General features: G+C 68.3%; 19 protein-coding genes. 11 read left to right on the forward strand and 8 right to left on the reverse strand.

Annotation, left to right across the window (positions count from 1 at the left end):
- Window positions 1-55: 55 nt before the first annotated feature.
- From SM754_RS12645 to SM754_RS12655, 3 genes are read left to right on the forward strand one after another with little or no spacing between them, the layout of a single operon-like run.
- Complete coding sequence (locus SM754_RS12645; protein WP_501993782.1) at window positions 56-1,612, forward strand: ABC transporter ATP-binding protein; 1,557 nt, start codon at window positions 56-58, stop codon at window positions 1,610-1,612.
- Window positions 1,609-2,904 (forward strand): ABC transporter permease, encoded by a 1,296-nt coding sequence (locus tag SM754_RS12650; RefSeq protein WP_323676596.1) that lies wholly within the window; start codon window positions 1,609-1,611, stop codon window positions 2,902-2,904. The genes SM754_RS12645 and SM754_RS12650 overlap by 4 nt, the downstream gene beginning before the upstream one ends.
- Window positions 2,897-3,958 carry an ABC transporter permease gene (locus tag SM754_RS12655; protein ID WP_323676597.1) on the forward strand — a complete coding sequence of 354 codons (1,062 nt, stop codon included), beginning with the start codon at window positions 2,897-2,899 and terminating at the stop codon, window positions 3,956-3,958. Before SM754_RS12650 ends, SM754_RS12655 begins: the two co-directional genes overlap by 8 nt.
- A 34-nt stretch (window positions 3,959-3,992) precedes the next feature.
- Here the strand turns inward: SM754_RS12655 and SM754_RS12660 are convergent, their stop codons facing one another.
- A complete protein-coding gene (locus SM754_RS12660) occupies window positions 3,993-4,814 on the reverse strand; it encodes a hypothetical protein (RefSeq protein WP_323676598.1) in 822 nt (273 codons plus the stop codon).
- Between the two features lie 111 nt (window positions 4,815-4,925).
- Between SM754_RS12660 and cdd the strand changes: the two genes are divergently transcribed.
- Together cdd and SM754_RS12670 are read left to right on the forward strand one after the other, a co-directional pair.
- Window positions 4,926-5,324 carry a cytidine deaminase gene (gene cdd, locus SM754_RS12665; RefSeq protein WP_501993783.1) on the forward strand — a complete coding sequence of 133 codons (399 nt, stop codon included), beginning with the start codon at window positions 4,926-4,928 and terminating at the stop codon, window positions 5,322-5,324.
- Between the two features lie 75 nt (window positions 5,325-5,399).
- Entirely contained in the window at window positions 5,400-6,221 is an 822-nt protein-coding gene (locus SM754_RS12670; protein ID WP_323676600.1) for a nucleoside phosphorylase, read from the forward strand.
- Between the two features lie 183 nt (window positions 6,222-6,404).
- On the opposite strand, the gene SM754_RS12675 is transcribed toward SM754_RS12670, so the two are convergent.
- Together SM754_RS12675 and SM754_RS12680 are read right to left on the reverse strand one after the other, a co-directional pair.
- The gene (locus SM754_RS12675) at window positions 6,405-7,574 is read right to left on the reverse strand and encodes an NAD(P)/FAD-dependent oxidoreductase (RefSeq protein WP_323676601.1); all 1,170 of its coding nucleotides are present in this window, start codon (window positions 7,572-7,574) and stop codon (window positions 6,405-6,407) included.
- Window positions 7,575-7,684: 110 nt separating this feature from the next.
- Window positions 7,685-8,218 (reverse strand): Rrf2 family transcriptional regulator, encoded by a 534-nt coding sequence (locus SM754_RS12680; RefSeq protein WP_323676602.1) that lies wholly within the window; start codon window positions 8,216-8,218, stop codon window positions 7,685-7,687.
- A 117-nt stretch (window positions 8,219-8,335) separates the two neighbouring features.
- Between SM754_RS12680 and SM754_RS12685 the strand changes: the two genes are divergently transcribed.
- The gene (locus SM754_RS12685) at window positions 8,336-9,271 is read left to right on the forward strand and encodes an NAD-dependent epimerase/dehydratase family protein (RefSeq protein ID WP_323676603.1); all 936 of its coding nucleotides are present in this window, start codon (window positions 8,336-8,338) and stop codon (window positions 9,269-9,271) included.
- 31 nt (window positions 9,272-9,302) lie between these two features.
- Here SM754_RS12685 and SM754_RS12690 read toward each other — a convergent pair whose 3' ends face one another.
- A complete protein-coding gene (locus SM754_RS12690) occupies window positions 9,303-9,674 on the reverse strand; it encodes a hypothetical protein (protein WP_323676604.1) in 372 nt (123 codons plus the stop codon).
- 152 nt (window positions 9,675-9,826) lie between these two features.
- A complete protein-coding gene (locus SM754_RS12695; RefSeq protein ID WP_323676605.1) occupies window positions 9,827-10,243 on the reverse strand; it encodes a hypothetical protein in 417 nt (138 codons plus the stop codon).
- 180 nt (window positions 10,244-10,423) lie between these two features.
- Here SM754_RS12695 and rocF point away from each other — a divergent pair, with 180 nt between their 5' ends.
- Complete coding sequence (gene rocF / locus SM754_RS12700; protein ID WP_323676606.1) at window positions 10,424-11,353, forward strand: arginase; 930 nt, start codon at window positions 10,424-10,426, stop codon at window positions 11,351-11,353.
- Between the two features lie 78 nt (window positions 11,354-11,431).
- Window positions 11,432-12,247, forward strand: a complete 816-nt coding sequence (locus SM754_RS12705; protein ID WP_323676607.1) for a GIDE domain-containing protein — start codon at window positions 11,432-11,434, stop codon at window positions 12,245-12,247.
- Window positions 12,248-12,265: 18 nt separating this feature from the next.
- On the opposite strand, the gene SM754_RS12710 is transcribed toward SM754_RS12705, so the two are convergent.
- The 3 genes from SM754_RS12710 to gyrB form a co-directional block, all read right to left on the reverse strand.
- Complete coding sequence (locus SM754_RS12710; RefSeq protein ID WP_323676608.1) at window positions 12,266-13,339, reverse strand: ferredoxin--NADP reductase; 1,074 nt, start codon at window positions 13,337-13,339, stop codon at window positions 12,266-12,268.
- Between the two features lie 243 nt (window positions 13,340-13,582).
- Complete coding sequence (gene gyrA, locus SM754_RS12715; RefSeq protein WP_323676609.1) at window positions 13,583-16,066, reverse strand: DNA gyrase subunit A; 2,484 nt, start codon at window positions 16,064-16,066, stop codon at window positions 13,583-13,585.
- Window positions 16,063-17,988, reverse strand: a complete 1,926-nt coding sequence (gene gyrB / locus SM754_RS12720) for a DNA topoisomerase (ATP-hydrolyzing) subunit B (protein ID WP_323676610.1) — start codon at window positions 17,986-17,988, stop codon at window positions 16,063-16,065. Before gyrB ends, gyrA begins: the two co-directional genes overlap by 4 nt.
- A gap of 359 nt (window positions 17,989-18,347) precedes the next feature.
- Here gyrB and SM754_RS12725 point away from each other — a divergent pair, with 359 nt between their 5' ends.
- From SM754_RS12725 to SM754_RS12735, 3 genes are read left to right on the forward strand one after another with little or no spacing between them, the layout of a single operon-like run.
- Entirely contained in the window at window positions 18,348-20,798 is a 2,451-nt protein-coding gene (locus tag SM754_RS12725; RefSeq protein WP_323676611.1) for a DNA topoisomerase VI subunit B, read from the forward strand.
- A 2-nt stretch (window positions 20,799-20,800) separates the two neighbouring features.
- Window positions 20,801-21,898, forward strand: coding sequence for a DNA topoisomerase IV subunit A (locus tag SM754_RS12730; protein ID WP_323676612.1), 1,098 nt, complete (start codon window positions 20,801-20,803; stop codon window positions 21,896-21,898).
- A 51-nt stretch (window positions 21,899-21,949) separates the two neighbouring features.
- Entirely contained in the window at window positions 21,950-22,663 is a 714-nt protein-coding gene (locus SM754_RS12735) for a hypothetical protein (RefSeq protein WP_323676613.1), read from the forward strand.
- Window positions 22,664-22,669: the final 6 nt, after the last annotated feature.

Below are 22,669 nucleotides of genomic sequence, written 5' to 3' on the forward strand. Positions count from 1 at the left end.
CGACGACGGGCAGGCACGGAAGTGACGCGCGCGTAGTCCGGGGAGGGACGTGGCCGTGAGTTCGCTCGCGGTGCATCTCGACGGCATCACGAAGCGCTTCCCGGGCGTGGTCGCGAACGACGACGTCGACCTCCGCGTCGAGGAGGGCTCGGTGCACGCCCTCCTCGGGGAGAACGGCGCCGGGAAGACGACGCTGATGAACGTCCTCTACGGGCTCTACGAGCCGACGGAGGGCGTCGTTCGGCTGGACGGCGAGGCGATGGACTTCGATTCGCCGCGGGACGCGATCGACGCGGGGGTCGGCATGATCCACCAGCACTTCATGCTCGTCGACCCGATGACGGTGACGGAGAACGTCGTCCTCGGGAACGAACCCCGGAAGTGGGGCGGGCTCGCGGTGGACCGCGAGGCGTCCCGGGAGGCGGTCGTCGAACTCGCCGACCGGTACGGGTTCGATGTGGAGCCCGATGCCGCCATCGAGGACATCAGCGTCGGGGAACAGCAGCGCGTGGAGATACTGAAGGCGCTGTACCGCGGTGCGGACGTCCTCATCCTCGACGAGCCGACGGCCGTGCTGACGCCGCAGGAGGTCGAGGAGCTGTTCGCGGTGTTCGAGGAGTTGACGTCGCAGGGGAAGACGATCATCTTCATCTCGCACAAGCTCGACGAGGCGATGGGCGCGGCCGACGACATCACCGTGCTCCGGGACGGCGTGAACGTCGGGACGGTTGACGCGGACGCGACGAGCCGCGAGGAGCTCGCGGAGCTGATGGTCGGCCGTGAGGTCCTGCTCGACGTCGACAAGGCGTCGACGTCGACGGGTGCGTCCGCGCTCTCGGTGTCGGACCTGACGGTCCGCGACGAGCGCGACGTCGTCGCGGTCGACGACGTGAGTTTCGACGTCCACGAGGGCGAGGTGTTCGGTATCGCCGGCGTGGACGGGAACGGTCAGAGCGAGCTCGTCGAAGCCGTCACGGGCCTCAGGGACGCCGAGTCGGGAACGGTCGCGTTCGACGGCGAGGACGTGACGGACGCGTCCCGTCGGAGTCTCATCGCTCGCGGGATGGCGTACGTCCCGGAGGACCGCCAGGAGCGCGGCCTCGTGATGGACTACGACCTCGTCGAGAACGGCTTGCTCGGGAAGCAACACGACCCCGAGTTCGCGCCGAACGGCCGCATCGACTGGGAGGGAACGTACGGGCACGTGACCGACGTCATCGAGGAGTACGACGTTCGCCCGCCGGACCCGAGTGCGAGCGCGAAGAGCCTCTCGGGCGGGAACCAGCAGAAGTTCATCGTCGGTCGCGAGTTCAGTCAGGACCCCGAGGTCGTCGTGGCGTCGCATCCGACGCGCGGCGTCGACATCGGGAGCGTGGAGTTCATCCACGAGCAACTGCTCGACCTGCGAGCGCGCGGGAAGGCGATACTGCTCGTGTCCTCGAAGCTCGACGAGGTCCAGTCGCTCTCGGATCGGCTCGCGGTCGTGCACGACGGCGAGTTCGTCGACGTCGTCGACCCGGCGACGACGACCGAGGAGGAGCTCGGACTCCTCATGGGTGGCGAGACCGTCGCTACCGTCGACGCGGCGCCGGCACGAGGTGACGACGCATGACCGACGACCAGCCGGACCGGTCCGGCGACGACGCCGACCCGTCGAACGCACCTGCCGGGGGCGCCGGCGACGAGCCGGCGACCACCGAGGTCGACGACCGCGACATCCCGTCGTGGTCCGAGTCCGCGGCGTCCCGGATCGTCACCGCGGACGCCAAGGAGCGCGTGTTCATCAGCGTCGCGGCGTTCGTCGCGAGCGTCCTCGTCGGGAGCGTCCTCGTGTACCTCTCCGGGCTCGTCGTCGACTGTGCGAGCGGCGGGTTCCTCGGGTCGTGCTACAACCCGTTCCTCGTCTACTACTACCTGTTCGTCGACCCGTTCATCGGCGGGTTCAACGTCGCACTCGTGATGAAGGAGGCCGTCCTCCTGCTGTTCACTGGGCTGTCGGTCGCCGTGGCGTTCCGTGCGGGCCTGTTCAACATCGGCTCGCAAGGGCAGCTCGTCCTCGGCGGGCTCGCGACGGCGCTCGCGCTCGTGTTCGTCGCGCCGCTCGCACCCGGTGGCGTCCTCGGGACGCTCGTCCTCGTCCCGTTCGCGCTGTTCGTCGGCGCCGTCTTCGGCGGCCTCTACGCCGCCATCCCCGGCGCGCTCAAGGCGTACGCGGAGGCGAACGAGGTCATCACGACGATCATGCTGAACTTCGTCGCGACGAACCTCGCGTTCTTCCTCATCTCGACGTACTACCAGGACCCCGGGAGCGGGAGCGTCCAGACGGTCGCCATCCCGGAGGCCGCACGCCTGAAACCGATCATTCCGTTCTTCGAGGGCGCGCAGTTCTCTATCCTCGCACTCGCGCTCGGACTCGCGCTCACCGGCGGGACGTACTACGTGCTCGCGAACACCGCGTTCGGGTACGACGTCCGGACGAGCGGCCTGCAGGCCGCCGCCGCCGACTACGCGGGCGTCGACCCGAAGCGGCTCGTCGTCTCCAGCATGACGCTGTCGGGCGCGCTCGCCGGCGTCGGCGGCGCCGTCTACGTCATGATGGTGATGACACGGTACCGGACGGGCGTCCCGTCGCTCGGGTTCGACGGCATCACCGTCTCCATCCTCGCCGGGAACAACCCGCTCGGCGTCATCCCCGCCGCACTGCTGTTCGGCGTGATGAAGGCCGGGAGCCTCTCCATCGACTTCAGTCTCGGCGTCCCGAAGCAGCTCGTCGGCGTCCTCCGCGGGCTCGTCATCCTCTTCGTCGCGATGCCGGAGTTCTTCCGGATGCTCGCGCGCTACACGCCACTCGGGCCGGACGCGGACCGCGCGGTCGCGACCGACGGAGGTGAGGACGATGGTTGACCGGAACGCGTACGTCGCGGGCGCCGCAGGCGGCGCGGTCGTCGTGCTCGCGTTGTTCGTGTTCGCGTTCGTGTTCCCCGTGGACTGGGTGGTCGCGCTCGTCGACCAGCTCGACACGAGCCTGCTCTCCGCGGCACTCCGTCTCTCCGTCCCGATCGGGTTCGCGGCGCTCGGCGGAATCTTCGCGGAGAAGTCCGGCGTCATCAACATCGGACTCGAAGGCCTGCTCATCGCCTCCGCGTTCACGAGCATCGCGGTCGCGTGGGGACTCCAGGGGTCGGTCAGTCCGTCGACGGCCGCGTGGGCCGGGTTCGCCGGCGCGGTCCTGGCGAGCACGCTGCTCGCGCTCCTGTTCGCGATCGTCACCATCCGGTACGAGGCCGACCAGATCATCGCCGGGCTGGCGGTCTGGCTGGTCGCGCTCGGGTTCGCGCCGTTCGCGAGCCAGATCATCTGGGACTCGGTGAACTCGCCGGCGGTCCCGACGCTCGAGAACTGGGTCGTCCCCGGCCTCGTCGAGATACCCGTCCTCGGCCCGGCCGTGTTCGACTCGAACCCGACGGTGTACCTGATGCTGCTCGCAGTCCCGGTCTCGTGGTACGTCCTCAACCGCACCGCGTTCGGCCGCTGGGTGCGCGCGAGCGGCGAGAACCCGAAGGCGCTCGACACCGCGGGCGTGAACGTTCGACGCGTCCGGTACGCGAGCGTCCTCCTCTCCGGCGTCTTCTCCGGCATCGGCGGCGCCGGTCTCGCGCTCGGTCAGGTCGGGCAGTTCATCGGGAGCGGCCAGACGATGGTCTCCGGCCGCGGCTGGATCGGGATCACCGCGTACCTGATGGGGAACTACAACCCCATCGGCGCGTTCGCGTCGTCGTTCCTGTTCGCCGGCCTGAACGCGCTCCAGTTCCGCGTCCAGCAGATCGCGGAACTGAACATCGCACCGTCGCTCGTCCAGATGGTGCCGTTCGTCGCCGTCATCGTCGTCCTCGCGCTCGTCGGGAAGACCCGCATCCCCGACGCCGCCGGCGACCACTACGAGTCCGGCGACGACTGACCGACGGCCTCGAGTGACGGCCACTCGCCGTCGCTCACCGCTCTCGACGGTCCAGGAACCGCTCGAGTGCCTCGGTCGCCGCGTCGACGTCCTCGATGTCCTCGCGGTCGAAGCGGTCCGCGCGCTCGAAGTATCGACTCGCTCGATGCAGGACGAGCGCGTCGTCGGTGAGCTCGAAGGCATCGAAGTCCGGCCAGGCGACGAGCGACGAATCGACGAGGACGCCGCCGTCCCGCACCTCGACGGTTCGTTCGCCGTCGATGCTCGCGACCACCGCTGTAAACGGCGCGAGGGCGAGCCACCAGTTCGTCGACGCCAGTTCGAGGTCGAGCACCAGCGCCGCTGGGACGCACGCGATGGCGATCGCGGCGAGTATCCCGGCGGCGTACTTGCTGTGGCGACGCTGCGTCGGCGGTTGCCGCGCCGACCACGACGCGTACAGCGTCGACCCCTCCTGCACGCTCCACTTCCACAGCGGGACGTTCGCGAGGAGCGCGACGAGCCCACCGATTGTCGACGCGATCGCGCCGGCGAGGAGCGCCCCCACGATGGCGTCCGACGGAGCGGTCACGAAGACGACGTACGCGAGCACGACGGCGAGGAAGACGACCGGGATACCGACGAAGGACGCGACCCCGAGCGTCCCGTGCAGGCGGTCGTGCATCGACCGGTCGTAGGCCGCCCGGCCGCCGGCGACCCCGCCGGCGACCCCCGAGAGGAGCCCGATCGCGACGCCAGCCCACCACGGTCCGAGGGCGAGGGCGACCGCGCCGACGCCGAGGAGAGTCGCGAGCACGCCACCGACCCAGACGCCGATCCCTGCGAACAGCGTCCACCGATACCAGTTCCGAGTCATACCTCATCGTCGCGCCGCAAAGCACGTAAACGCTCAGACGTGTTTTCGGACCGAGAAAACGCGACCCGCGGACCGGATGGTTCTTTGCCCGTGGCGTCAGTCCGGACGCGTATGGAAGACGACGAACTGGTCGACGCCGCGAGGGCCGTCCAGTCCGAAGCGTACGTGCCGTACTCCGAGTACCCCGTCGGCGCAGCGATCGAGACCGCGGACGGCGAGGTCTACGTGGGCTGTAACCTGGAGAACGCGAACTACTCGAACAGCCTGCACGCCGAGGAGGTCGCCATCGCCGAAGCGCTGAAGAACGGCCACGAATCGTTCGCGAAGATCGCGGTGTCGTCCGGCGAACGGGACGCCGTGACGCCGTGCGGGATGTGCCGGCAGACGCTCGCGGAGTTCTGCGACGAGGACTTCCGCGTCATCTGTGACGCCGGCGACGGCGACGTGCGAGAGCACGCGCTCGGCGACCTCATCCCGGAGACCATCAGCCGGGAGACCCTCGACAGGTAGCGGTCCCGGACCCCGTACGCGGTCGGTGGACGTGACGCAGCAGCCTTTTAGGGTCGCTCGCGCTACGAGCAGGGTATGACTGGCGACAGCGAAGACCCGAACGCGGACGTCCAGTACCACGTCGAGGTCGGCCCCGAGGACGTGAGCGACGCGGTGCTCCTCCCGGGGAACCCCGAGCGCGTCGACAAGGTCGTCGACCTCTGGGACGACCACGAGGAGAAGGCGTATCACCGCGAGTACCGGACCGCGACCGGGCACTACGAGGACGCCGATATCTCGGTGACGTCGACGGGTATCGGGTCGCCGTCCGCGGCCATCGCGGTCGAGGAGCTCGCTCGCGTCGGCGTTGAGACGTACATCCGCGTCGGGTCGTGTGGCGCCATCCAGCCGGAGATGGACGTCGGCGACCTCGTCATCACGACGGGCGCGGTCCGCCAGGAGGGGACGAGCGACGAGTACGTCCGCGAGGACTACCCGGCGGTCGCGGACAACGAGGTCGTCGCGGCGCTCGTCGCCGCCGCCGAACGCCTCGGCTACGACTACCACACCGGGTTGACGATGAGCGCGGACAGCTTCTACGCCGGCCAGGGCCGCCCGGGGTTCGAGGGGTTCGAGGCCGCTGGCGCGGACTCGCTCGTCGAGGAACTCCAGGACGCGAACGTGAAGAACATCGAGATGGAGGCCGCGGCCATCCTCACGCTCGCGAACGTCTACGGGCTCCGTGCGGGCGCGGTCTGCTCGGTGTACGCGAACCGGGTCACCGGGGAGTTCCGGACCGAGGGCGAGTCTCGCGCCGCCGAGACCGCGAGCCTCGCCGTGAAGCTCCTCCGGAAGATGGATGCGGTGAAGGCCGAGGCCGGCGTCGACCACTGGCATCCCGGCCTCAGTCTCGACTGACGGCGCTCGTCGACGGAAGGTCTTGGCGAACAGGCGACGAGACGGTCGCCGCGAGGGGTCGTCGCACTCCCGCCTCGGCCCTCGCGTCGCGAACGGTCAGCGCACGCCGCGTGTGGCCGCGGCTCCGCAGTTGAACGTTTGGTCCGAGAGACGGAGAGCGAGAGCTGTGGTCTGCTGCGAGCGTTAGAGCATGCTCCAGGCGGAGACGGCGCGGCCGTAGCCGGCGACGTCCGCGATCCAGCGCGCGGCGATGGCCTTCTTGAGGTTCTTCGCGGGGAACCCGCCGAACGTCGTCACGGGCGCGCTCACGCCGAACGCCTGGACGTCGTGCGCGACGGCCTTGTCGCCGACGCTGATGACGGTACCCTTGTCCTCGTGCACCCACGACGTGAGGCGGCGGCCCTCGATGGTCCGGACGACGTTCTCCGCGGCGACGTCCGCGGCCTGCCACGCGGCCTGCGCGGTCGGCGGCGCGGGGTCCTCGCCGGGCTGTTCGATGATCGCGGAGTCGCCGATGGCGAACACGCGGTCGTCCGTCGTCTGGAAGTCCTGCCCGGTCTGGAAGCGGTTGTGTTCCTTGTCGACCTCGGTCTCCCCGAGCGCGTCGCGGCCCGTGATGCCGCCCGTCCAGAGGAGGACGTCGTAGTCCATCTCGGCGTCCTCGCCGATGTAGACCGTCTCCTCGTCGACCTCGCCGATGAACTCGCCGGTGAGGATGTTGATGTCGAGCGCCTCTAGGCGCTTGCGGAGCGCGCCCTGGACCTCGGGGTCGTTCCCCGGGAAGACGGAGTCCAAGCCCTCGACGAGATGGACGTCGATCGGTGCGCGCTTCTCGTCGCGGAACTTCGCGATCTCCGCGGCGGACTGGATGCCGGAGAGGCCGGCGCCGCCGACGATGACGTCCGCGGGGTCGCTCCGGGTCGCGTCCGCGGCGGCGTCGCTGACGGCGTCGTGGATGGCGAGCGCGTCGTCAGCCGACTTCAGCGTGAGCGAGTGCTCTTCGAGCCCGTCGATGCCGAAGAACGCCGTCTGGCTGCCGAGGGCGACGAGACAGTAGTCGTACTCGATGGTGTCGCCGTCGTCGAGTTCGACCTCGCGCGCCTCCTCGTCGAGTCCGACGACTTCGCCACGCACGAACTCCGTGCTGTGGTCGGCGATCTCCCGCACGGGAATCTTGATCTTCTCCGCGACGGACGGCTCCCGGATGATGCGGTGGGACTCGTGGAGAACGAGGTGATAGTCGACGTCCGCGACCCACGTGATGGAGACGTTGGAGCCGGCGCGCTTCTGGAGTTCCTTGACCGCGCCAGCGCCTGCGTAGCCGGCGCCGAGCACGGTGACGTTCGTGGCCATATCGTCTCGTCAGTAACCCTCCGGTACAAAGGTGTTGAAACGCGAGTCGTCGTGCGATACGTTGTCACCCCGTCGTCGGGCGGTCCGTGTCGTCGCGGGCGGGCAGCCGGTCAGTGCTCGGGAGCCTCCGCGGGCGCTTCCATGTTGTCGATGCGGAGGATGATGATGTTGTTCGTGTCGTCCTTCCCGTCGACGGTCCCGTCGATGACGAGCTTCGAGAGCGGCGTCGGGCCGACCGTCACCGCGTCGCCCTCGTGGATGTCGCGAACCGACCCCTGCAGGTGGATCTCGGCGCGGCACAGCTCGGGGTGGTGGACGCTCGAGAGGTCGATCTCGTCGACGATGACGTCCTCGATGGACTCGCCTTCGTGCGTGAGCGGAACCGTCGCGGGCTCGTCCATCTGCTGGATCTCCAGGGCCTCGTAGGCGGCCGCGGTCGGCTTGTAGCCGCCCTTCGGGCCCGGGACGCCCTCGACGAGCTGGAGCGCCTTCAGGGACTGCATCTGGTTCCGGATGGTGCCCGCGTTCCGGTCGACCTGCTCCGCGATGTCCTCGCCTTTGATGGCGTCCTCTTTCTCTCGGTGCAGGTTGATGAGCGCCTGCAAGATGTTCTTCTGACTCGGGGTGAGCTCGATCGACGACATAGCGTCGGGTATGTCACGTCCGGCCTTAAAACCGTGGGGACCCCGACGCCCGCTTGCGGCCCGCGTCGATGCGCGCGGAACGACAACCATTTGTCCGTTCGCAGTGCGGTTCCCGGTATGCAAGACAAGCGGGTTCTGGTGACGGGCGGTGGCGGTTTCATCGGGTCGAACCTCGCGAACCATCTCGCGGCGGACAACGACGTCGTCGCGCTCGACGACGGCTACCTCGGGACGCCCGAGAACCTCGACGACGACGTCGAGTACGTCGAGGCGAGCGTGCTCGACGACGACCTCCCGGTCGAGGACGTGGACGTGCTCTTCCACCTCGCGGCGCTCTCCTCGCTGAAGATGCACGAGGACTCCCGCGAGAACCTCATCGAGGGGCTTCGCGTGAACGTCGAAGGGTTCGCGAACGCCGTCGAGCAGTGCCGGCAAGCGGGCTGTGACACGGTCGTGTACGCGACGACGTCGTCCATCTACGGGTCGCGGCACGAGCCGTCGCCGGAGACGATGCCCGTCGAGGCGAACACGGGCTACGAGGCGTCGAAGCTCGCCCGCGAGCGGTACGCGGAGTACTTCTCGAACTACCACGACATGTCCGTGGCCGGCATGCGGTTCTTCTCCGTGTACCAGGGGTACCGTGGCGCGGAGGCGCACAAGGGCGAGTTCGCGAACATCGTCGCGCAGTTCGCGGACGACATCGCGAGCGGCGAGTCACCGGTCATCTACGGTGACGGGACGCACTCGCGGGACCTCACGCACGTCTCGGACATCGTTCGCGGGTGCGAGCTGGCGGCCGACAACGAGCTCACGGGCATCTACAACCTCGGGACGGGCGAGCAGTACACGGCGAACGAGGTCGTCGAGGCGCTGAACGACGTCCTCGGGGCTGACGTCGAACCGGAGCACGTCGAGAACCCGATCGACGAGAGCGTGTTCGTCCAGCACACGATGGCGGACTACTCGAAGATGCACGAGGCGACCGGGTGGGAGCCCGAGGTGTCGTTCCGCGAGGGGATGGAGCTCGTCTGCGAGCCGTACCTCGAGGACTGACTGCGGGCTCGCTGCGGCGTCGAGCGGGCGGTCAGTCGTCGTCGGCGTCGGAGGCGGTGGCGGCTTCGAACCGGCGTCGTTCCTTTCGCTGCTCGTGGTCCGCGAGCGCGCCGCCGACCCTGACGACGCCGGCGACGACGAGGACCTTCGCGGCGAAGAACAACGCGACGCCCCAGATCATCGCGATGATGTCGGGGTCGGCGAGCGCGACGTTCCAGTACGCGAACGCGAGGACGACCGCGATAGCGAGGGTCTTGACGGCGATCTCGAACGCGGAGAGCCGGCGGAGGTCCCAGAGCGTGTTGTTGTAGTGGACGCGACCGAGGTAGACGGCGGCGAGTATCCACACTGCGAGTCGAAGCGGTGCGTACTCCCAGCCGTCGTACCGGTACGTGTGCGACATCTACGGGAGCGTTCGTGCGCAGAGAGTAAAAACACGTTCCGTACTGGCTAGCCGTCCCGTCGTCCCTCGCGCCCGAGACGGCGTCGTTCGGGCCCGACACGGCGTCGTCCGGCCACGACACGGCGCCGCTCCGATCCGTGCCGGTCCCGGTGTCAGTCGTCGTCGGTGGTGTCGCCGAGTCGTTTCCCGGCGACGCGCCGGCCGAGGTCGAGCGACTCGATGTCGGAATCGTGGGGCCGGCGGCGATTGAGGGGGTCGCGGGCGTCGTGGTACTCGACGCCAGTCTCGATTATGTACTTCCAGACGAGGACGGCGCCGGCGAGGAGGGCGACCGTCGCCCAGATGATGCCCCGGAGTTGCCCCGGGACGATGAACAGGTTCCAGTAGACGAACGCGAGCGTGATGGCGATGGAGACCGTTCGAACCACGACGCGGAGCGCGGTGAGCTCTCCGAGGTCGTATAGCGTGTTGTCGTATCCGATGCGACCGAGGTAGATAGCGGCGAGCACCCAGACCGCGAACCGCAGCGGCGCGTACGCCCACCCCTCGTAGCGACCTGCCGTCGTCATGACGCCACGTACCACGGAGAGTGGTTAAAAAGGCTCGGTACCTCAAACGTCCGTTGTTGTCACACGCGACCCCGCGAGTCGCACCCGCTCGGTCGGAACCGGGGGCCGCCCGACCGGAACGAGAGGACCCGCTTGGTCGGAACGAGGGGTTTGATACGGGGACCGCGAGTAGCGCTCGGTATGACCGAGCAAGCGCGCATCATCGGCGCACCGATCGACTACGGCGCGAACCGGCGAGGCGTCGACATGGGGCCCTCGGCAGTCCGGTACGCGGGCCTGGCCGACCAGCTCGAGGCGGCGGGCGTCACCTGTACCGACGTCGGGGACGTGACCGCACCGCCGGCGGAGACCCAGGACGCGGACAAGCGCGTGCCCGAGGAGGGCCAGGCGAAGTTCGTCGAGGAGATCGAGGCCGTGAGTCACGAACTCGCCGAGGAGGTCGCGTCCGCCATCGCCGAGGGGTCGACGCCGCTGGTCGTCGGCGGCGACCACTCGGTCGCCATCGGGTCGCTGCGCGGTGCGGCCGCGGACGCGGACATCGGAGCGGTCTGGTTCGACGCGCACGCCGACTACAACGCACCGTCGACGTCGCCGAGCGGGAACGTCCACGGGATGCCGCTCGCGGCGGCACTCGGCCACCGCGACTTCGCGGGCGTGGACTGGGCGACCGCGTCCGGCCTGAACCCGGAGAACGTCGTCTGGGTCGGCCTGCGGAGCGTCGACGACCAGGAGGCCGCGGACGTCCGCGACAGCGCCGGGACGGCGTTCACGATGAGCGACATCGACGAGCACGGCATCGACGACATCGCCGAACGCGCGATGGCGATCGCGACCGACGGCGTCGACGGCGTGCACGTCAGTCTCGACCTGGACTGGCTCGACCCGAACGAGGCGCCGGGCGTCGGGACGCCCGTCCGCGGCGGCGTCACGTACCGCGAGGCGCATCGGGCGATGGAGATCGTCGCGGAGCACGACCGCGAGCACGACTCGCTGCGGTCGATGGAGGCGGTCGAGGTGAACCCCATCCTCGACGAGCACAACGAGACCGCGCGTCTCGCGACCGAGCTCGCCGCGAGCGCGCTCGGGAAGCGCATCCTCGGCCGCGACTGAGTAGCGCGGCGCTCGTCGCCGCGGGAGCGTCGCGATAGCGCCCGAACATATTTCTTTCAGACGGTCGAGTGTGAGCGTATGCTCGAACCGCTCTTACAGCTCGGCGACGGCGGGCTCATACCGGTCGCGATCCTCGGCGTGTTCCTCCTGGTCGGACTCGGCTTCGTCGCGTACGGGGTGGCGAACCTCCGGACGTACCTCCAGTTGCGGTCGATGACGCCGACGGACGCGCACGCGGTCGGGTCGGGGATGGTCGAGGTCGAGGGGGAGGCCGCGGTCGGCGAGCGCACCGTCGAGGCGCCGTTCACGGGCGAGGACTGTCTCGCCTACGAGTTCGAGGTCGAGGAGTACCACCACGACGACGACGGCTCGAACTGGCGGACGGAGGTGGAGGGCACGGAGACGGTGCCGTTCCGCATCGAGGACGGGACGGGCCAGGTCGGCGTGGTGCCGACCGAGTCGAGTCTCTCCGTGGAACGCGACTACCGCATCGACGTCGGGCGGAGCGAGCAGCCGCCCGAGCGCGTTCGCGAGTTCCTCGCGGGGCGGAGCGACCTTGACCACGACACGGGGTCGTTCGACCTCGGGCCGGTCTCCATCGGAACTGGCGACCGGCGTCGGTTCACGGAACGCCGACTCGACCCCGGGACGACCGCGTACGTCGCCGGGCGGGCGAAGCCGACGACCGCCGTCGACGGCGCGTCGCCGACGGTCACCGGCTCGGACGACGGTGGCGTCCTGGCGCGAGCGCTCGGGGCGCCGTTCGTGGTCGCCGACGCCGGCGAAGGCGAGGCACAGCGGCGGTACCTCAAGCTCGGTGTCGGGACGCTCCTGTTCGGCGCGCTGTTCGCGTCGATTCCGCTGTTCTTCTTCTCGCAGCTACTCATCGGGTGACGGTCGGTCGTCGAGGACCTACCCGAACCCCTCGAACCGCGTGCGGTCGTCGGGCACGCCGATCGCACGGGTCGCGGCGACGAGCTGGTCGACCATCGCGGTGACGCCGCACGCGTACACGTCGACGTTCCCGGGGTCGATGCGCGTGTCGACGTCCAGCGCCGGGGTGGCGCTCGCGTACTCGCGGAGTGCAGTCGGGAGCGCGCTCGCGTCCACGGCGTCCTCGGCGACGTACTCGAGGAGGACGCGCTGGACGTACGCCGTCTCGCCGGTCCACTCGCCGAGGTGGCGTTCGCGCGTGAGCGTCGGCACGAAGTGGAAGCCGTCGTGCTCGCGGTCGAGTTCGCGGAACGCCTCGCGGTACGCGAGGTCGTCCTCGTAGGCGGCGCCGAGGAACAGCCAGACGTCGCGCTCGTGGCCGTCGACGACGTGCCGGTCGGTCTCGTAGACGTAGTCGAGCATGCTCTTGAACGGCGCGACGCCGGTGCCGGTGGCGAGGAACGCGACGTCGCGCTCGCTCGGGTCCCCCAGAACCAGCTCGCCGTTCGGCCCCCGAACCGTCACCTCGTCGCCGACCTCGAGGGACTGGAAGACGTCGCTCGTGAGCGTCCCGCCGGGGACGCGCCGGATGCAGAACTCCAGCTCGTCGGCGGTCGGCGAGCTCGCGATTGAGTACGGTCGCGGGTGCCCGTCGAACGTCACGGTCGCGTACTGGCCGGGCGCGAAGTCCAAGGGGACGTCGTCCTCGATGCGGACGCGAACTCGGAGTAGCGACGGGTACGGGCGCTCGTAGCGCGCCACGAGGTCGCTCAGTGCGTCCAGGTCGTCGCTCGGGAAGCCGGCGTCCCTGGCGCGCGACTCGACCCGGTCCCAGTCCACGTCCGCGCCCTGCAGGCCCTCGCCGTCCTCGCCCGCCGGGTCGCGATACCAGTCGCCGACGCCGTTGCGCGCGAACAGCGCTTCGAGCGCACCCTCGACCGCCTCCGTCCGGTTCTCGTCCATCGCCGCCACCTCGGTCACCACCGCCGACTCCGTCACGAGCGGCAGCGCCTCGGCGGCCTCGCGATGCCCGAGGTGCTCGGGTACGTCCATGTCGGCGGGTACTCACGTGGCAATGATAAGCCACGGGGGCCGGGAAAGAGGGCGTCGCGAGGGCTCGTACCCAAAGCAGATACCCGGCGTTCGTGTATCACGCGGCGATACAGCGACGACAGGTCCTCGCGCTCGCCGCGACCGTCCCGCTCGCCGACTGCGGTGGGTTCTGACGAACGGTCGCAGCGACGCCGACCGAAGAAAGCGGTCAGTCGGCCGAGGCGATGCTCCGCGCCGGTCGGGTCAGTCGTCGGCGTCGACGGCGTCCGCCGCACCGGTCGCGGCGGGGAGGACGTCGACGCTCGCGACGTTGTCGCCGTCCTCGAGGTCCATGATGGTGACGCCCATCGTGTTCCGGCCGACGAGACTCACGTCGCTCGCGTGCGTGACCATGATCTGGCCCTGGTCGCTCATCACGACGAGGTCGTCGTCGTCCGCGACGGCCTTCACGCTCGTCACGCGCCCGTTCCGGTCGTTCGTCTTGATGTCGATGAGGCCCTTCCCGTACCGGCCCTGCTGGCGGTAGTTCGCGAGCCGCGTCCGCTTCCCGTACCCGTTCTCCGTGACGGTCAGGAGGCTCTTGTCGTCCTCGTGGTCGGTCGCGACCAGTCCCGCGACACTGTCGTCGCCCTCGAGGTCGATGCCGCGGACGCCCCGTGCGTTCCGCCCCATCGTCCGCACCTCCTGCTCGTCGAACCGGATCGTCATCCCGCCCTCGGTCGCGACGACGAGGTCCTTCGACCCGTCCGTGACCTCGACGTCGACGAGCGCGTCGTCCTCGTCGAGGTCCGCGGCGATGATACCCGTCGAGAGGATGTTCGAGAAGTCCTCGCCGGTCGTGCGCTTCACGTACCCGTTCCGCGTCACCATCGTCACGCACTCGTCGGACTCGAACTCGTCGGTGGTGACGACGGCGGTTATCTCCTCGCCGTCGTCGAGCTTCAGGAGGTTCACCGCGGACTTCCCGCGCGCGGTCCGGGAGACCTCCGGAATCTCGTAGGTCTTCAACCGGTAGACCTGGCCGTGGTTCGTGAACGCGAGCACGTAGTCGTGCGTGTTCGCGCGGAACACCTTCGACACGCGGTCGCCCTCCTTGACGTCCGCGCCGATGATGCCCTTCCCACCGCGGTTCTGCGCGTCGAACTGGTCGACGGGCATCCGCTTCACGTAGTCGTCCTCCGTGACGACCACGACGACCTCCTCCTCCGGGATGAGGTCCTCGTGCGTGACCGTCCCCGTGTCCTCCACGAAGCTCGTCTGCCGGTCGTCGTCGTACTCGTCCTTGACCTCGCGGAGCTCGTCCGTGATGACCTCGAGGAGCTTCTCCTCGCTCCCGAGGACGGATTCGAGGTACTCGATGGTGTCCATCACGTCCTCGTACTCGCTCTCTATCTCGGCGCGCTCCATCGACGTGAGCGACCCGAGCTGCATCCGGACGATGTGCTCGGCCTGGGACTCGCTGAAGTCGTACGCCTCGCGGAGGTTGGTCTTCGCGCTGTCTCGGTCCTCGCTGTCCTGGATGAGGTCGACGACGTCGTCGACGTTCTTCAGGGCCTTCAGACGGCCTTCGAGGATGTGCGCGCGGTCCTCGGCCTCGTCGAGCTCGAACTGCGAGCGCCGCGTCACGACCTCCTTCCGGTGCTCGACGTAGTGCTCGAGGGTCTCCTTGAGCGTCAGGACCTGCGGTTGCCCGTCGACGAGCGCGAGGTTGATGACGCCGAACGTCTTCTCCAGGTGGTGCTCGAGGAGCATGTTCTCGACGACGTCCGCGTTCGCACCGCGCTTCAGCTCGATGACGACGCGCACGCCGTTCCGGTCGGACTCGTCGCGGAGGTCCGTGATGCCCTCGAGCTTCCCGTCGTTGACGTCGTTCGCGATGCGCTCGACCATCCGCGCCTTGTTCTCCTGGAACGGCAGCTCGGTGACGATGATGCGCTCGCGGCCGTTCTTCCACTCCTCGACCTCGTACTCCGCGCGAACGCGCAGCCGACCGCGGCCGGTCGCGTACGCCTTCCGGACCGCGTTCTTCCCCACGATATTCGCGCCCGTCGGGAAGTCCGGCCCCTTCACGTGCTCCATGAGGTCCGAGACGTCGCACTCGGGGTTCTCGATGACCTCGATCGTCGCGTCGATGACCTCCCCGAGATTATGAGGCGGTATCTTCGTCGACATCCCGACCGCGATACCCGTACTCCCGTTCACGAGCAGGTTCGGGTACGCCGACGGCAGCACGCTCGGCTCCGTCAGGCGGTCGTCGTAGTTCGACGAGAAGTCGACGGTGTCCTTCTCGATGTCCTCCAGGAGCTCCTCGGCGATCGGCGCCATCCGCGCCTCCGTGTACCGCATCGCCGCCGCCGGGTCGCCGTCCATCGACCCGAAGTTCCCCTGGCCGTCCACGAGGGGGTTCCGCATCGAGAAGTCCTGGGCCATCCCCACCAGGGTGTCGTAGATCGCCTGGTCGCCGTGGGGATGGTAGTCCCCCATCGTCTCCCCGACGATGGAGGACGACTTGCGGTGCGAGGAGCGACTGGAGACGCCCATCTCGTGCATCGCGTACAGGATACGGCGATGCACGGGCTTCAGGCCGTCCCGGACGTCCGGGAGCGCACGGCCCGCGATGACGCTCATCGCGTAGTCGATGTAGCTCTGCTCCATCTCGTCCTCGATGCGGACGTTCTCCACGTGGTCCGCCGGGATGTCGGGGTCGTCGACCGGTTCCGAGCTCATATGTCCACCCACTCCGCCTCGGCGGCGTGATCCTTGATGAACTGCTTGCGCGGCCCGACCGCGTCACCCATCAGCACGCTGAACATCTTGTCGGCGGCCGCCGCGTCCTCGATCGTGATCTGCTTCAGCACGCGGTTCTCCGGGTTCATCGTCGTCTCCCAGAGCTGCTGGGGGTTCATCTCCCCGAGGCCCTTGAACCGCTGGACCTGCGTCGGGTTCCCGTTGCACTTCTCCTCGACGACCTCGTCGCGCTCCGCTTCGGTCATCACGTCGTACGTCTCCCCGTTGTACCGGATGCGGTACAGCGGCGGCTGCGCGGCGTACACGTACCCGGCCTCGATCAACGGCCGCATGTACCGGTAGAACAGCGTCAACAGGAGCGTGCGGATGTGCGCCCCGTCGACGTCCGCGTCGCACATGAAGATGATCTTCTCGTAGCGGACGTCGTCCGCGTCGAACTCGTCGCCGACGCCCGTCCCGAGCGCCGTGATCATGTTCCGGATCTCCTCGTTCTCCAGCACGCGGTCCAGGCGATGCTTCTCCACGTTCAGGATCTTCCCGCCGAGCGGCAGGATCGCCTGGAACTCCGGATTCCGGCCCTGCTTCGCGGACCCGCCCGCGGAGTCGCCCTCCGTGATGAATATCTCGGACTCGCTCGGGTCCTTCGTCTGGCAGTCCGCGAGCTTCCCGGGGAGGCTCGTCGAGTCGAGCGCGGACTTCCGTCGCGTGAGCTCCTCGGCCTTCTTCGCGGCCTTCCGCGCCTTCGCCGCCTCCACCGCCTTCCGCACGATCTGCTTCGCGCTGTCGGGGTGCTCCTCGAAGTACGTGTCGAGGTTGTCGTGCATCGCCGACTCGACGACGCCACGCACCTCGCCGTTCCCCAGCTTCGTCTTCGTCTGCCCCTCGAACTGCGGGTCCGGATGCTTGATGGAGATGACCGCGGTGAGGCCCTCGCGGATGTCGTCGCCCTTGAGGTTCTCGTCGATGTCCTTCAGCATCCCCTGGTCGGTCGCGTAGTCGTTCACGACCCGCGTCAGCGCCGTCTTGAACCCGGTGAGGTGCGTCCCGCCCTCTCGCGTGTTGATGTTGTTCGCGAACGCGTGGATGGAACCCTGGAGTTCGTCCGTCGCCTGCATCGCCACCTCGACCTGGATGACGCCGTCGTCGACCGCCTCCTCGTCGTCGAAGTAGATGACGTCGTCGTGCAGCGGCGTCTTCGTCTCGTTGAGGTACTCGACGAACTCGCGGATACCGCCCTCGTACTCGAAGGTCTGGTACTTGTCGCTGCGCTCGTCGTCGAGCGTGATGGCGACCCCGGAGTTCAGGAACGCGAGCTCGCGGAGACGGTTCGCGAGCGTCGAGAACTTGTACTCGGTCGCGTCGAAGATGTCCGTGTCCGGCCAGAACCGGATGCTCGTCCCGTTCTCCTCGCCGTCGCGCATGTCGCGGACGCGCTCCATGTCGCCCTGCGGTTCGCCGCGCTCGAACGCGTGCGTCCACACCGCACCCTCGCGCTTGACCTCCACCTCGAGGCGCATGGCGAGGGCGTTCACGACGCTCACGCCGACGCCGTGCAGGCCACCGGAGACCTGGTAGGACTTGTTGTCGAACTTCCCGCCCGCGTGGAGGACGGTCATGATGACCTCGAGCGCCGGTCGGTCGTACTCGGCGTGCGTGTCCACGGGGATGCCGCGGCCGTCGTCGCTGACGGTCACCGACCCGTCCTCGTGGATGCGCACGTCGATGGAGTCGCAGTACCCGGCGAGAGCCTCGTCGATGGAGTTGTCCACCACCTCGTACACCAGATGGTGTAACCCCCTAGAATCTGTAGAGCCGATGTACATCGCCGGACGCTTGCGGACGGCCTCCAAGCCCTCGAGGACCTGAATCTGCCCGGCGCTGTAGTCACTTTCTTCGGACATGTAATACCTGTCCTGGCATAGACGATACCTACTGATAAAGATACCGTGTGCGCGCTCGCCCACGCGCGTGGGTCCCGCGAGAATGCGGACGCCGGGTGCCTGTTGGAGTCGGTGCTCGCCGGTGTCGACCGGCGACGTTCGGCGGCGTTCGAGTCGGTCCGCTGGCGCGACGGTGAGAACGGTCAGCGGTCGGGGAAGTCGGGGAAGTCGACGGTCGCACCACGGGGAGTCCGAGGGCGCCGAGCCGTGCGTCGGCGGCTCGCAGCGACGGACCGTTCGGGGCGACGCCGTCGGCGATTTCACTTTCACTCGGGTAGGGAACGGCTTTTAATCCCGCGGGAGGTATGGAGCGATACAGAATGACCTCGTTCCAGTCGACACTCGGCGAGGACGAGGGGATGGCCGCCGAACTGGCGGAGAACCAGCGCGCCATCTCCATCGCCGAGTTCTTCGAGAAGAACAAGCAGATGCTCGGGTTCAACTCGGGCGCCCGAGCGCTCGTCACGGCCGTCAAGGAGGCCGTCGACAACGCGCTCGACGCGACCGAGGAAGCCGGGCACCTCCCGGACATCTACGTCGAGATCGAGGAGGCCGGCGACTACTACAGGCTCGTCGTCGAGGACAACGGCCCCGGCATCACGAAGGAACAGATACCGAAGATCTTCGGGAAGCTCCTGTACGGGAGTCGCTTCCACGCTCGCGAGCAGAGTCGCGGACAGCAGGGGATCGGGATCTCCGCGGCGGTGCTGTACTCGCAGTTGACGTCGGGGAAGCCCGCGAAGGTGACGAGTCGCACGCAGGGCAGCGACACCGCGCAGTACTTCGAGCTCGTCATCGACACGGACACGAACGAGCCGGAGATCCGCGACGAGTCGGAGGCGTCGTGGGACCGCCCGCACGGGACGCGCATCGAGCTGGAGATGGAGGGGAACATGCGCGCTCGCCAGCAGCTCCACGACTACGTGAAGCATACGGCAGTCGTGAACCCTCACGCTCGGCTGGAGCTGAAGGAGCCCCAGGAGCACTTCAAGTTCGAGCGCGCGACGGACGAGCTTCCCGAGGAGACGGAGGAGATAAAACCGCATCCTCACGGCGTGGAGCTGGGGAACGTCCTGAAGATGCTGGACGCGACGAACTCGCAGACGGTGTCGGGGTTCCTGCAGACGGAGTTCACGCGCGTCGGGAAGAAGACGGCGGACAAGGTCATCGACGCGTTCCGCGACCGGCACTTCGGGCGGGAGATGGCGTGGACGCCGCCGGCGGGTCACGAGGACGGTGACGTGGCGCGCGCCGTCTCCGCTGCGGTGTCGAACAAGGGCGCGGACGCGACGGCGGCGTTCGCGGACGCGGTCGCCGGGCGCGTCGACGAGATGGACCGCGTTGCGCACCAGCACGTCCGGCGGTTCGTCGACGAGGAGGCCGATAGCGTCGAGGAGGAGTACGGGAAGAACTTCGGGGAGACGGTGCGCGAGAACGCCGTCGAAGCGGCGTGGCGCGCCATCACGGGGTTCGACCCGGACGACCCCGAGCAGGGCGCGAGCGAGCACCTGATCGCGGACGCGTACGCGCTGGCCGACGAGGCGACGTCGAAGCGGAAGGACGACGAGACCGTGCGTGCCTTCGCGGAGCGGCTCGCGGCGAAGTTCGTCCCCGAGCCGGCTGACGCGGACGCGTGGCGCGGCCGGTACACGCGGGCGGCGGTCCGCGAGTTCGTCGACCGCTCGGCGGACATGACCGAGGAGCGCGAGGACGCGACGTTCGGCGACACCGCTCGCGAGAACGTCACGGACGCGTTCTGGCGCGTGATGCGGACGGTCCCCGACGACGCGCCGCTCGTGAGCGACCTCGTCGGCGACCGCGACGCGGTCAGTCGGCTCGTCAACGGGATGCGGGAGACGGACATCATCGCACCGCCGACGTCGTGTCTCTCGCCCATCAGCGCGGACCTCGTGGAGGCCGGGTTGCGCAAGGAGTACGACGCGGAGTTCTACGCGTCGTCGTCGCGCGACGCCGACGTGCACGCCGGCGATCCGTTCATCGCGGAGGCCGGGATCGCGTACGGCGGCGACATCCAGGCCGAAGGGCAGGCGGACCTGCTGCGGTTCGCGAACCGCGTGCCGCTCGTCTACAAGCGCGGTGGCTGTGCGATCACGCAGACGATCAAGGGCATCGGGTGGCGGAACTACAACCTCGACCAGCCCGGCGGGTCCGGCATCCCGAACGGGCCGGTCGTGATCATGGTGCACGTCGCGTCGACGAACGTCCCGTTCACGAGCGAGTCCAAGGACGCGGTGGCGAGCGTCGAGGCGATGGAGGACGAGATCGAGCTCGCGGTCCGCGAGGCGGCGCGCGAACTCAAGTCCTACCTGAAGAAGCAGCAGTCGATGCGCAAGCGCCAGAAGAAGCAGAACGTCCTCGCGGACATCCTCCCGGTGATGGCGAAGAAGGTCGCGGACGTGACGGGGCGTCCCGACCCGGACATCGGAGATGCGTTGGCGCGCATCATGAACAACGTCCTCGTGGAGCGCGAGGTGAGCGACGGCGACGGCGAGCAGACGGTGACGGTGGTGGTCGAGAATCACTCCGACCGGTCGGAGTCCCCGGACGTGACGGACATCGTCGACCGCGAGCCCCGCGACGTGAGCGACGGTGCGAACGTCGTGGAGATGGACGGCGAGTGGTTCGTGAAGTGGACGCCGGACGTGCCGGCGGGCGAGGAGGCCCGCCTGACGTACACGGTCGAGACGGACGCGACCCTGGACCTGTCGGTGTCGGAGGTCGAGGGCCCGAAGCTGACGGTGAGTGACTGACAATGAGCGATACACAGGATTCGAACGCGGAGGCCCGCCAGAAGCTCGTGGACCTGGCGGCGGAGTTCTACGACCAGTTCGAGCGCGGCGACATCCCGGAGATGACGCTGCCGACGCGGACGAAGAGCAACATCGTCTTCGACGAGGACAAGCAGGTGTGGGTGTACGGCGACCGGACGTCGACGCGGTCGGCGAACTCCGTGCGTGGTGCGCGGAAGCTCCTGAAGGCGGCGTACACGATCGAGTTCCTCGCGCGCCAGCTCGAGGAGGACCGGTCGTCGACGCTGCGTGAACTGTACTACCTCTCGGAGTCGTGGGACAACGAGGAGGCGCAGTTCAACGGGCAGGACGAGTCGAACAAGCTCGTGGAGGACCTCGAGATCGTGAGCGACGTGAAGCGCGAGGACTTCCACATGCGGCCCGAGGAGTCCGGGGCGACGCTCATCGGCCCCCTCGAGTTGCGCGAGCAGACGCGGCGCGGTGAGCGCGTCATCCACTGCCAGAAGGACGTCGGCGAGGGCGGCTACCAGATCCCGAACAACCCGGACACCATCGAGTTCATCGACCACGACATCGACTTCGTGCTGTGCGTGGAGACCGGCGGGATGCGCGACCGGCTCGTCGAGAACGGGTTCGACACGGAGTACAACTGTCTCGTCGTCCACCTGAAGGGCCAGCCGGCGCGGGCGACGCGGCGCATCACGAAGCGCCTGCACGACGAACTCGACCTGCCCGTGATGGTGTTCACGGACGGCGACCCGTGGTCGTACCGCATCTTCGGGTCCGTCTCGTACGGTTCCATCAAGTCCGCGCACCTCTCGGAGTACCTCGCGACGCCCGAGGCGCGGTTCGTCGGTATCCGTCCGGAGGATATCGTCGAGTACGACCTGCCGACGGACCCGCTCGCGGACTCGGACGAGAACGCCCTGGAGAGCGAACTCGAGGACCCGCGGTTCCAGGACGAGTTCTGGACGGAGCAGATAGAGCTCCAGCTCGACATCGGGAAGAAGGCCGAGCAGCAGGCGCTGGCAGCGCGCGGTCTGGACTTCGTGACGGAGACGTACCTCCCGGAGCGCCTCGACACGATGGGTATCATCTGACGCGGCCAGTAGCGTACGCATTACTATCTTTTCGCAGGTCGTCTAGCCCGTATGCAGGCCAGGTTCGTCCTCGTCGTCGCAGTGCTCGTCCTCACAGCAGGCTGCCTCACCGGCGGCGGTGGTGCCCCCGAATCCACGACCGTCGGAACCGACGGTGCGAACGGTGGCGGTGCGAGCGCCGACGGTGGTGACGGGAGCGGTGACGGCGCGAGCGGTGACGATACGTCCGATAGCACCGACGCCGCGAGCGGCGAGTGGGAGCCGTTCGCGTTCGAGACGCCGGCGCGCTACGAGTACGAGGTGTTCATGGAAGGCGACGGCGAGGGGACCATCGTGTGGGACGTCGAGTCCGTCGACGACGGCGAGTACACCGTCACGCTCGTCTACGAGATGAACGGCGAGCGCTACGAGACGACCGCCACCGGCACGAAGGACACCGTCGTCCAGCAGTTCTACACGAACCCCGGCGGAGCCGTGCTCGTGACGACGATGTCCCAGCCGTCGGCGTGGTACGAGGGCCGCGACCTCAGTACGGGCACGAAGTGGTCGTACTCGACGCCACAGGGCTCCGCGAGCTTCGCGGTCACCGGCACCGACACCATCGCGGGCGTCGACTGCTGGACGAGCGAGATGCGCGTCAACGGCAGCGTCTTCCACGAAGCGTGCTTCTCGCCCGACCTCGGACTCGCACCCTACGCCGCGTACTACGGCGAGGACGGCACCCTCGAGATGTCGCTCACGCTCGTCGCCTACGAGGAGAACTGAGGAGCG

The sequence above is a fragment of the Halorubellus amylolyticus genome (assembly GCF_034808145.1).
Taxonomy (GTDB): domain Archaea; phylum Halobacteriota; class Halobacteria; order Halobacteriales; family Natrialbaceae; genus Halorubellus.